This window comes from Halanaerobium polyolivorans, assembly GCF_020711195.1.
Classification (GTDB): Bacteria; Bacillota; Halanaerobiia; order Halanaerobiales; family Halanaerobiaceae; genus Halanaerobium; species Halanaerobium polyolivorans.
Genome location: NZ_JAJFAT010000026.1, coordinates 1 through 11,686 on the forward strand (window position 1 = coordinate 1; position 11,686 = coordinate 11,686).

An 11,686-nucleotide genomic window follows, 5' to 3' on the forward strand; every position below is an offset into this window, starting at 1 on the left:
TTATCAAAAAGGGAGTCTTCTTTCTATTTTTTTTATGATTCAGTTTTGAATCTCCAAAAGTAATTTTACACTAACTTTTTTTATGCTTTAATTAGATGAATTATTTGTATTTTTTGATCCAATAATTATTATAATAGAGGAATTATAATAGAGGAATTTTAAAACCCATCTACAAAATAAATGTCCTCAGCAACAACTGGAGCAAACCGAAAATTCCCCCAAACCACCCGTATTGTTTTAGTTGATTAAAGTAATGACCGGCAAAACTATTAAATGTGCTTTCAATTTCTGCAGGGTCCATTTTTCTTATTTCAGCAGCAGTTAATTCTTTTAATTCTAAGCTTTCAACAATTTCTTCAGAATTAACTATTAAACTATCAATTCCACTCTGCAAAAATAATTCTAACAAATAATTTAAGCTTTCTCTATCCATTTCCTTTTCTAAATAATTGATAAAATCAACCACTAAATCTTTAGTCTCTGCATGTACATTATTATAAAAATCATCTTTTTCCAAGCTTGAGCTAAGATTATCTGTAATTTTAGCTATTGCTTGAGAAGATATATAGTTTTTATTTGCTAAACTTAACTCAGCAGCAAATGCACCCCATCTTTCTTCTGCTTTTGCTAACTGCTCATTATTAATTAGATATTTAATTTCTTTTTTAATTTTTTGCTCTGAAAAAATATTTTTCAAATCTACTAAAAGTTTTAATTTTTGTTCTAAGCTAAATTGATTTTTTATAAATTTTTCTAATTCTAGCTTGTTGACCTCAAAATTAAAATTAAATAATTCCTTGTTTTCAGCTTTAAGTAAATTTTGAGCAAGTTTTTCTATTTCAGTCTCATTTAAAAATATTAGATCATTTAAAAACTTTTCACCTTTATCAGAAGCAAAGAAATATTCTGCTGAAGCTGAAAAATTAAAACTGCTTAAACTAGCAAGTTCTTCTTCTCTTAAATTATTAAGATGTTTTTCTAAATAGCTTTTTAGTTCTTGATCTTTATCTTCCAGAAATTCTGGTAAAAATTGATTGAAAATCTTCCTGCCAACTGAATCTATAAAGCCATCTAGATCAGCCATCAATATCGCTCCAGAAATAATTGTATTTTTAAGGAGTCCACCTTCTTTACTTTTCTCTAGCTCTATTAATTCATCTTTTTTAAATTTTAATTTCTGCAAAATATTTTCTTCCTGTTCATATAAAAGGCCTTTTGCTGCTTCAATAAGACCAGTCTTATTCTCTACTAAATATGGAAAAAGCAAATCATTTAAATCTAGCCTTAAATCCAATTTAAAAAGTTGGGGGAGAAGATATTTTGCAAAAGGAAAAATCTTTTTATCACTAATAATTTCTTTAAAGCGATTTGAGCTTAAACTTAAAGTATACTCACCAGCTAAAGCATTTGCTAGTTTCTCAACTGAGAATAGATCTTGGCCTAACTGAGCGGTTGAGAAATTAATCTTTTCTCTATTATGATCAAGAATTTCGCTGCTTATTTTCTCTAGATTAATAGCTTTAATTTCATTTTCTAAAATATCATTGAGCATTGAATTAATGTATTTTTGTAAATAGATCTTAGTTTTAGCTTCAGAAATCTGCTCAGCAGAAAAATTAAGCAAAGCATCTGCAATTAAACTATCCTTCTTTTTTAATAAGTTAAATAAAAGCTGATAGTCCTGATCTTTGAAAAACTGCAGCCCCTTATCAGTAATTTCCTTTCTATTATTCTCTATTAAATCTGCTGCAGAATTTGCTTTAAGCAGCTCTTTTTCTACAAAAGAACCCATGGAATCAGCAAATCTATTCCTGTTCTTTGCTACTACACCTGGAGTAAAGGGAACTTTAAAAGAAGCAATATATTTTTCCTGATAAGGATTAAAAATCATCCAAATGGCTAATACATTTGTCAACCAACCAACACTACCATATAAAAGTGCAGATGATAAATAATCTACCCAGACTGGAGATGCAGCCATAAGAGCAGATTCTGCACCGGTTAAATTGAATATAACTCCAGCTGCTGCACCAAGCAAAGCCCCTAAATAAGTGATAGGTTTCAACTCTTTGCCGATAAATTCTTCAATCGCAGTTTGTACTTCTTGGTCTGAAAGTTGCTTAAGATTTGCAGAAGCTGTTTGAGCGATACTGCCCTCAACTACTTCTGGCAGATAATTATATAAAAAAGCACATAACTCATCACTTAGTTTAAGGATATTCTTTTTATCTTTTGTAAAGTTTTTATATAAATCTCGCAGTTCTTTAGAGCCAATTTCACTTTCTAAATCTAAAAATTTATTTTCTAATTGTTCAGAAATATTGTTTGGGTTATTTTTAATATATTTATTCAAATCTACTAAAGCATTATTATTAATATAGTTAAACAAGAGCTCAATAAAAAGGGAATTATTTTTCAAATTATCCAGAAGTATTTTTTCTAAAAAGGCAGCTTTTTGAGAAAAATGCTCAGTTTTAATTAACCTTTCTAATGGCAAATCAAAAATGTTTTCTATAAATAGTTCTAATAATTCTTGGTCTGACAGTGTGTTTTGAATAAATACAAAAAGCAGCTCAAATAATTTGCTTTCAAGATTCTGATTATCAAAAAAGTCCTGAGAAAAAATATCTTCTAAAGACTTAGCTTTATTTTCTTTTAAAAAATTAAAGAAATAAGCTTCGATTTTTTTTGCTGTAATATCTGTTTTAATAAAACTACTTAATAAAGCTATGTTTTTTGTTTTAATCTGATTTAAAATTTTATTAATAAGGTCATTATTTTCTTTAGAGAGAGAATCATTTAGATAATTAATGATTAAATCCACCGGACGACCATATTCGTCTATATTTTCTTGATATTTATTATAGATAGCAGAACGGCTCATTGCTTTAAAGCCGCTGCTTAACTCTATTTCTTCTTCTACTGCTCTAAATATAAATTCTTCAATTTCTGCTTCATTTGCTCTGATAAAATTAATGATTTCCGCTTTGCTTTGAATAAGTATTAGCTTAAGATCTTCTTCTATATTTTTTTCCAGCTGAGGAGAGATTAAATCTGCTATTTTTAAATCAGAGTTTTCGATTTCAACTTTAAAGTTTGCTATAATTCCCTTAATAATGTTTTGAAATTCATCTTTACGCCTAAATTCTTCTAGACTGGCTTCTGCTTTAAAAAGCTCTTCTATTTTAATTTTTTTTATTTTCTCAATCAAGCTACTGCTTATTTTTTCTAAATTAAGCAGATTGTTAAGACTTGCTTTTAGAGCAGCTTTATCTTCTTCAGAACTATAGGCTCTATTTATTTCTGCAGCAAAAGTCTTTAAAAAATCACTTAATTCTGCTTTGCTTTCTTCAGTTAATAAAGTAGATAGCTTCTTATTTTTTATTTCCACATAAATATCAAACAGTATTTTTTTGAATAGTTTATTACTTTCTACTGCTTCTATAAAATCAAAATAAAAATTCTCAATAATTTCAGTTAAGCCTTTTTCATCAATTAAATCAACCATTTGATAATTCTTGCCTAATTCTAAGCTTAAATTATCAAAATATTGAGCTAATCTTTCTGCTAAATATTTAGTGCTCAGCTGATAATTTTTTTCCCAGGCCGGAAATTCTGCTAATTTTTCTGCTTTACTGCGCTGATAAAGATGAAATTTTAGCAGATCTTTAACAGTTTTATTTAAATTCTTTTTAAATTCTGGTTTAGAAAACTCTTCTTTGAGGGTAGCATGATTGATAATATCTCGTTCTACTAACTCAGAAATGCTTTCTATAAACTCATCTCTGGTTTTTATTACTACTCCACCAAAAGGTCCATATTTTTTAAATATCATTTTTAATGCTAAATTATTGGTTAAATAGCCAGTAACTGCACCTGTACTTGCAGCAGCTAAAATTGCTGGAATATCTAAAAACATAATCATGTCCTCCTGTAATGATAATCATTTTTGATATCCACAACTCTGGATAAGTTGTTAATAAGTTCTTAGTTTAGTCCACAAAATCTGTTGATTAATTGTTGACAACTGTGGATAAAACACCTGTTTTGTTATTAACTTGTGGATAACTTTGCCTAATGCTTTATTTATCCCCTATTATAAGCTTTTTTATAAATTTATCACTGAGTTTAGGATCAAAGACCTTTCCCTTATATTTATCTATTTCTGCTGCTATTTCTTGATCTGTTAAAGCAGCAAAATAATATTTATCTTCTTTAAAAGGATAATAAAGATTATTTTTAAGATTGTCATAAAAATTAAGCAGTGTAAAAAGTCTATTTAAAAAAGGTATTTCTTTTTCTTTTAAAGCTGCTGGATAGCCACTTCCATCAAAATGTTCATGATGATGATAAATCAAATCATAGATTTCTGCTAAATCATAATAAGAAGCAGCAAAAATTGCTGATTTATCAACATGGCTTAGATATCTTTTCCACTCTGATTTATTTAAAGAAGCACCTTTTTTCAAAATATTTTTATCAATAGTTAACTTGCCTATATCATGTAATTTTGCTAGAAGCATAAATTTTCTGCTTGCTTCTTCATTTAGATTAAACTCTAGAACTGTTTTCTTGCTTAATTCCAAGAGATTACTGCTGTGATGTAGATTATTATAATTATTTTTTTCTATAAAATCGCAATGACTTTTATAAAAAAGACTTTTTTGACTATCTCTCAAATTATATTCAATGCTTTTTAGCTCATCAATACTAATCTTAAAAATATCTAACAAAGTTTTTTGCTCAGAGTTACTGCTTTTTATTAAAACTGAAATATCAAATTTAATATTATTTAACTTTAGTTTTGAAAATTCCTTTTTTATTGCTTCAGCAGCTGAAATAAGCTCATTTTTAGACCTGTTCTCTAAAAGCACGGCAAAAAGAGCATTATCAATCTGAGCTTTAAGAGAATTAGCTTTAAATATCTTGTTGATGATTTCAGCAGATTTTTTTAATAATTCATCAGCTTTTTCAAATCCATAAAAGTTCTTGTATAAATTAAAAGAATCAATATTTATAAATAAAAAGGAATAAACCGCTTCTTCTTTTATCTCTAAATTTTTTAATTTGTCGATAAAATAATCTTTATTATAAAGTCCTGTTAAGATATCATGCTCCAAACAATATTTTAATTTTTTCTTTTTCCTTTCTATTTCACTGATATCAGTTAATGAACCAACTACTTCTTTTACTATATCATTTTTTAGGATTGGATAAAGGTTTATATCCCAGATTCTTTGTGAACTAGAAAATACCAAACTACTTTTAAAGTTGACTTTTTGCTTTTCTCTTACACAGCGATTGATATTTTCTTTTAGTTCTTCAGCAATTTCTGATGAAAATATATCATCTGTTTTATATTTTTCAAGTTCTCTATTTTTGAATCCGGTTAAATCCAGGCAGCTTTGATTCATTCTTGTATAATAAAAATTATTTGAATCATCTAATTCAAGTAAGAAAATAGCATCATTATTATAATCTATTATTTTTTGATAGTCTTCTAATATCTTTCTGTTTTCAGCCATGTTTTTAAGTTTTTGTTTCTGTTTAATAGCAGTCATCCGCAAAGAATTTATAAAGCTATCACTATTTGAAAGCTTTGTCAAAACTGAATTAAGATTATTTAGCTGATATTCAGATAAATTTAAATTATCATTTTCTTCACTGATTAAGATAATACTAGAATAAGGAAACTCTTTTTCAGCAAGTAGTGCAAAATCTATGCCAGAATAAATTCCTTTTAAAGAATTTTCGATAATCAAAATATCTATTTCCCGATTTTGATAAAGAAAATTGATAGCTTCAGAACTATCATTAAATTCAGCTACCAATTGAAATTCAAACTGCTCCTGAGAGCTATTAAGCTTATTTAAGTATGATTTAACCTTTGCCTTTTCAATTAAATCATTAATAATCAAAACTATTTTAAGCACTTTGAATTCTCCTCTTTATTTTAATTTTGAATCAGTGAACACTATTTGGGTTAACATGAACCAATACATCTTTTACATCATCATGTTCCGAGACAATTTTTTGTTTAACAGCTGCTGCAATATTATGACCCTGCCTAACCGTAAGCTGACCACTTACTACTATCTTTAGATCAACTATATACCTTGGACCATAGCTCCTGATTTTAATATCTGAAACATCGATTACCCCTTCGATAGTTTCGGCTGTTTTGTGGATTGTAGTAATTTTTTCTTTAGAAGGCCTTCCATCCATCAATTCATAAGAAGTTGCCTTTAATATATCATAACCTACTTTAAATATTAATACTGCTACCACTAAACCGGCCAAAGGATCTAAAACCCTAAAGCCCATTCTGGCTCCAGCTATACCGATTAAAGCAGCAATGGATGACAATGCATCTGAACGATGATGATGAGCATCAGCAATTAATGCTCTGCTATTTATCCTTTTGCCAACAATAATAGTATAGCGATATAGTAACTCTTTAGCAAGAATAGAAATAAAAGCTACAACAAGAGCTAAAAATCCTGGCTGAGAAATCTCCCCACTAATTAAGGTTAAAAAAGCATCACGGCTGAGAAAAACGGCTGTTATAATTAATATAACTGCCAGAAGATTTGTTCCTAATGCTTCTGCTTTTTCATGGCCATAGGGATGATTTTTATCTGCCGGCGCTTCAGAAAGTTTCATGCTAATTAAAACAATTAGAGTTGAAGCCATATCTGATACTGAATGAAAACCATCTGCAATCAATGCAGTACTAGCAGCTAATAAGCCTATAGAAATTTTTAAAATTGCCAATAATATATTGGCTATTAAACTAATATATGAAACTTTTTTTCCTTCTTGATACCTTGTTTTTTGCTCCAGCACAAAACCACTCCTAGATTTTAAAAAATATTCATATGATTTCTTAAATTTGCTATATTTCACAGTCAATTAATTATACCAATTAAAACTAATAATCGCAATTATCATTAAGACAAAATCATTATATCCCATAAAAATAAGACTGCTTTTAATTGAAAGTTCTTGAAAGCAGTCTTAGTTTAGTTTTTAAAGATTAATTAGACAAAACTCTTAATTGAGTAAAATTTCTTTTTCTGCCATAAACTCCGCATCATTTTTATCATGAGAAACCAGGATTGTAGTTATTCCTATTTCTTTTATTATGCTCTTCAATTCTTTTCGGATCTTATCCCTTAATTCTGTATCAAGATTTGAAAAGGGTTCATCCAAAAGCAGTAACTTAGGACCAGGCGCTAAAGTTCTAGCAAGAGCAATCCTCTGTTGTTGACCCCCACTCAATTGATGTGGATAACGTTTTTCAAAACCAGCTAAATTAACCAGTTCAAGCAGTTCTGCAGTTCGTTCTTTTCTTTTCTTTTTACTAAGATGGTCTATCCCAAAAGAAATATTTTGATAAACATTTAAATGAGGAAATAATGCATAGTCCTGGAAAACCATTCCTACCTTCCTTTTTTCAGGAGCCAAAAATTTTTGCTCATCAACTACTGTTTTACCTGCTATTTCTATACGTCCAGAATCAGGGATTTCTAAGCCTGCAGTTAAACGCAAAATAGTGCTTTTCCCACTTCCACTCCTGCCAACCAGGGCAGCAACCTCACCCTTGTTTATTTCTAAATTAAAATCATTTAAAACTTTTTCCTTCTTATTATAACTAAAACTTAAATCACTAATTTTCAGCTGCATTTTTTCTCCTCCTTCTCTGGTGAGTAATTATATAAATAGCAAGTGCAGAAAATATAATTAAAACTAGAGATAAATCTGCTGCTCTATAAATCATTTCATCATTTGCATATTCAAATGCTCTAGTAGCAAGAGTATCAAAATTAAATGGTCTTAAAATCAATGTTAATGGTAATTCTTTCATAACCTCAATGAATACAAGTAAATATCCACTTAATAAGGCTGGTTTTAACATTGGTAAATCTACTTTAAAAAATGTTGTAGTTACACCCTTGCCTAAAGTCCTAGCAGCTTCAAAATAGCTCTCACCTATTTTATCATAACCGCTATCTACTGAATTAAAGGCTATTCCTAAAAATCGAACTGTATAAGCAAAAATAAGCATTAATAAAGTACTGCTTAAGACTAGATTTGTTTCAATTCCAAAGTAAAGGTTCAGATAATCAAATAAAAGATCAAGCTGCAGCATAAATAATAATATACCTACTGCTATCACAGCTCCAGGAATAGAATATCCTAGGATGGTTATTCTGCCTAAGATATTTGCGATTAATTTTGAACTCATTCTGGCTGTATTGGCAACAATAACTGCTCCGATGATTATTATGGCAGCTGCACCAGCAGCAGTAAAAAATGAAGTCAAAGCATGGTTGAGCACCTCACTAAAATTACCACCTCTACTTAAAATACTCCAATATATAAGCTGAAACATTGGAATTATAAAAGCAACTGTAAATACTGAATAGCTTAAAAACATTGCCAAAAATTTAGACCTGCCACTTAATTGTCTCCTTCTTAATGGCCTAAGCTTAGATGTTGAATAACTATATTTGCGTCCACCCCTTAATAACTTCTCTATGAATAGAATTACAACTATTAAAAGCATAGCAGTAACTGCTAGCCTTACAGATGTAGCAAGATCTCCCATCCCAAACCAGCTGTTAAAAATAGCGGTTGTAAATGTACTGATGCCAAAATATTTTACTACTCCATAATCATTTAAAACTTCCATTATAACAAGGCTGCTTCCTGCAATTATTGCTCCTCTGGAAAGAGGAAGAATAATTTTTAAAAAAATTGAATAATCGGATTTGCCGAGCAACCTTGAACTTTCCAGCAGAGAAGAAGATTGTTTTGCTAAAAAGGCTTTTGTCATTAAATATACATAAGGAAAAAGAAAGATTGTGTAAATAAATACTGCTCCCCTGAGATTCATTAAATCAAAATACCTCTGTTCAATTGTTATTGAAAAATAATTCCTTAAAAGCCTCTGCACTGGGCCAGTAAAATTAAAGATTCCCGCATATACATAAGCTCCTATATATGGTGGTACTGCAAGAGGCAAGATCAAAGCCCAATTTAAAAATCTTCTCCCTGGAAAATCATATGCAATTATTAGCCAGGCCAATCCCGCTCCTAATAAAGCACTCAAAAAACCACTGCCCAGGATTAAAATTAAAGTGTTATGAAAATAATTTATCAGCAAATATTCTCTTACATGCTCCCAATTCTCACTAACCTCCGCAAAAAGATTAATGATTATATTAAAATTAGGCAGCAGAAGAAAAAAGATAATTACTAATGTTAAAATATACCAACCTGGTGAGCCTTTTTTTAATTTTTTTAATAACTGCATATTACCACCCAATAATTAAAAATATTTTTAAACTACTGCCAACCAACCATATTAAATAGCTGTACTGCTCTAGTATTGTGAACCCCTAGCTCGGTTAAATCAATATCCTGTACCTCAAATTCTCCCCAAGATTGAAGTAATTCAGATGCTTCAACAGCTGGGTTTACTGGATATTCATAATTTGCTTCTGCAAAAAACTTCTGGGCTGATTCTTCACTCAAATATTCCATCAGTTTAAGAGCCTCTTCTCTATTAGGAGCATGTTTTGCTAAAGCAACTCCACTGACATTAATGTGGGTTCCACCGGTATTTTGTGAAGGAAAGAAAATAGACACATTTTCTGCAACTTCAACTTCAGCGGGATTATCAGAATTAATCATTTTTCCTAAATAATATGTGTTCATAATAGCAAGATCTCCCTCACCTGCAGCTACTGCAGTAGCCTGTGATCTATCATTACCCCTTGGACTTCTGTCCATATTATTAACAATCCCTGCAGCCCATTCTCTTGCCCACTCTTCTCCATAAAGGGAAATAAATGAAGCCAGTAAAGATTGATTATAAATACTTTCTGATGATCTAACAACTATTTTGCCCTGCCATTTTTCATCTGTTAATTCTTCATAACTTGATAAATCACTGCTGTCAACTCGGTCATCAGCATAAACAATCACTCGAGCTCTCATTGTGAGACCAAACCAGTAATCATCTTTATCTCGCAAATTAGCTGGAATATTATCAAATAATTTTTGACTGTCTGCTGCCTGTAATATTCCTCTTTCCTTAGCCCTATGTAATCTACCTGCATCTGCAGTAATTAAAAGGTCTGCTGGTGAGTTTTCACCTTCTCTAGCAATTCTTTCAATTAATTGATCAGAATCTCCTTTTAAGACATTTACCCTAATACCTGTTTCTTCAGTAAAGCGATCTAATATTTCCTGATCAGTATCATAATGACGATTAGAGTATAAATTTAGCTCTCCAGCTGCAACTCCACTAAAACTCGTAAAGACTATAAAAGTTAATAAAAATAAAACTATAATTTTTTTCATAATCTAACCTCCTGATATTTTATCTATAGTTCTAATTGAAAACCATTATCAATGCTAGCAATATGAATTATAACTAATCATATCAGTTTTGTCAAGATTTATTTTAAAAAATAACACCTTATCATCCCTGTCATATCAACTATCAGTAATAATTACTGATAGTTGATATTGAAAAATAGTCACTGTTTCTATTATTGAATTTTTTGCAAAATTTTGGTATAATACAAATATTGTGATTTTCATAACTATAGATTAGCCTTTTTTCTGACAAAGTTAAAAGGAAAAAAGCATCATTATTAAAAATTTTTAGTTTTAAAAATTTGCTATAATTATTTTCTAGTAATATACTATATTTATGCAAAATAAAAGAATAATAGCTTGATAAAAAATTTAGAGCTCAACTATAATTTAATTATTTAAATTTGGGAGGAAATAAATATGTCTGATTTAATGCAAGGCAAAAAAGGTATAATTATGGGAGTCGCTAATGAAAAGTCAATAGCATGGAAGATTGCAGAAAGGTTAAAGGAAGAAGGAGCTGAGCTTAGCTTTACCTATCAAAATGAAGAAATAGCTAAAAAAGTTATTCCTCTATTTAAAGAAATTGAAGCAAAAAGCTATCATAAGTTGGATATTACAAATGATCAGGAATTTGAAGCAGTTTTTAATGAAATTGGCAGAGAATTAGGAAGTGAAGTTGACTTTATTGTTCATGCCATTGCCGGTGGTCCGAGTAGAGAAGATTTAAAAGGAAAATATCTAGATACTGGTCGAAGCAGCTTTTTGCGCAGTATGGAAATAAGTGTTTATTCTTATGTTAAAGCTCTGCAGCTGGCATACCCTTTTATGAAAGAAAAAGGTGGAGCTGCAATTACTCTTACATATTATGGAGGAGAAAAAGTAATTCCTAATTATAATATAATGGGAGTTGCAAAAGCAGCCCTTGAATCTTCTGTTAAATATTTGGCAGCTGATCTTGGTCAGGATGGAATTAGAGTTAATGCTATTTCTCCTGGACCAATTTTAACCAGAGCTGCTAGTGGTATTTCTGATTTTAGAGATTTGCTGAGAAATTTTAAGCAAAAATCACCTATGGGAAAACTGGTCAAACAGGAAGAGGTTGCTGCTAGTGCCCTTTATTTGCTCAGTGATCTCTCAGCTATGGTAACAGGAGAAATTGTGCATGTAGATGGTGGCTTTAATATAACTGGTTAATGAATTAAAATTACTTAAATTATTTGGCTCTTTGACAAATGTTGTGAAATCTAAATAGCACCGATTGAATCTTATTATCTCTTTAATTTTTAAATTTAAT

7 protein-coding genes are annotated in these 11,686 nt (G+C 30.0%); 1 reads left to right on the forward strand and 6 read right to left on the reverse strand.

Translation table 11 applies throughout. From position 1 onward, the window contains the following. Positions 1–169 precede the first annotated feature (169 nt). The 6 genes from LJ207_RS11740 to LJ207_RS11765 form a co-directional block, all read right to left on the reverse strand. Positions 170–3,919: a DUF445 family protein gene (locus LJ207_RS11740; protein WP_229346690.1), complete on the reverse strand. Its 3,750-nt coding sequence runs from the start codon at positions 3,917–3,919 to the stop codon at positions 170–172. Positions 3,920–4,082: 163 nt separating this feature from the next. Continuing rightward, complete coding sequence (locus LJ207_RS11745) at positions 4,083–5,933, reverse strand: HD domain-containing phosphohydrolase (RefSeq protein WP_229346691.1); 1,851 nt, start codon at positions 5,931–5,933, stop codon at positions 4,083–4,085. Positions 5,934–5,964: 31 nt separating this feature from the next. Continuing rightward, positions 5,965–6,846 (reverse strand): cation diffusion facilitator family transporter, encoded by an 882-nt coding sequence (locus LJ207_RS11750; protein ID WP_229346692.1) that lies wholly within the window; start codon positions 6,844–6,846, stop codon positions 5,965–5,967. A 207-nt stretch (positions 6,847–7,053) separates the two neighbouring features. Continuing rightward, positions 7,054–7,686: an ABC transporter ATP-binding protein gene (locus LJ207_RS11755; RefSeq protein WP_229346693.1), complete on the reverse strand. Its 633-nt coding sequence runs from the start codon at positions 7,684–7,686 to the stop codon at positions 7,054–7,056. Then, entirely contained in the window at positions 7,670–9,319 is a 1,650-nt protein-coding gene (locus tag LJ207_RS11760; protein WP_229346694.1) for an ABC transporter permease, read from the reverse strand. The genes LJ207_RS11755 and LJ207_RS11760 overlap by 17 nt, the downstream gene beginning before the upstream one ends. A 32-nt stretch (positions 9,320–9,351) precedes the next feature. Continuing rightward, positions 9,352–10,371, reverse strand: coding sequence for a Fe(3+) ABC transporter substrate-binding protein (locus LJ207_RS11765; protein WP_229346695.1), 1,020 nt, complete (start codon positions 10,369–10,371; stop codon positions 9,352–9,354). A gap of 438 nt (positions 10,372–10,809) precedes the next feature. Here LJ207_RS11765 and LJ207_RS11770 point away from each other — a divergent pair, with 438 nt between their 5' ends. Then, positions 10,810–11,586, forward strand: a complete 777-nt coding sequence (locus LJ207_RS11770) for an enoyl-ACP reductase FabI (RefSeq protein WP_229346696.1) — start codon at positions 10,810–10,812, stop codon at positions 11,584–11,586. Positions 11,587–11,686: the final 100 nt, after the last annotated feature.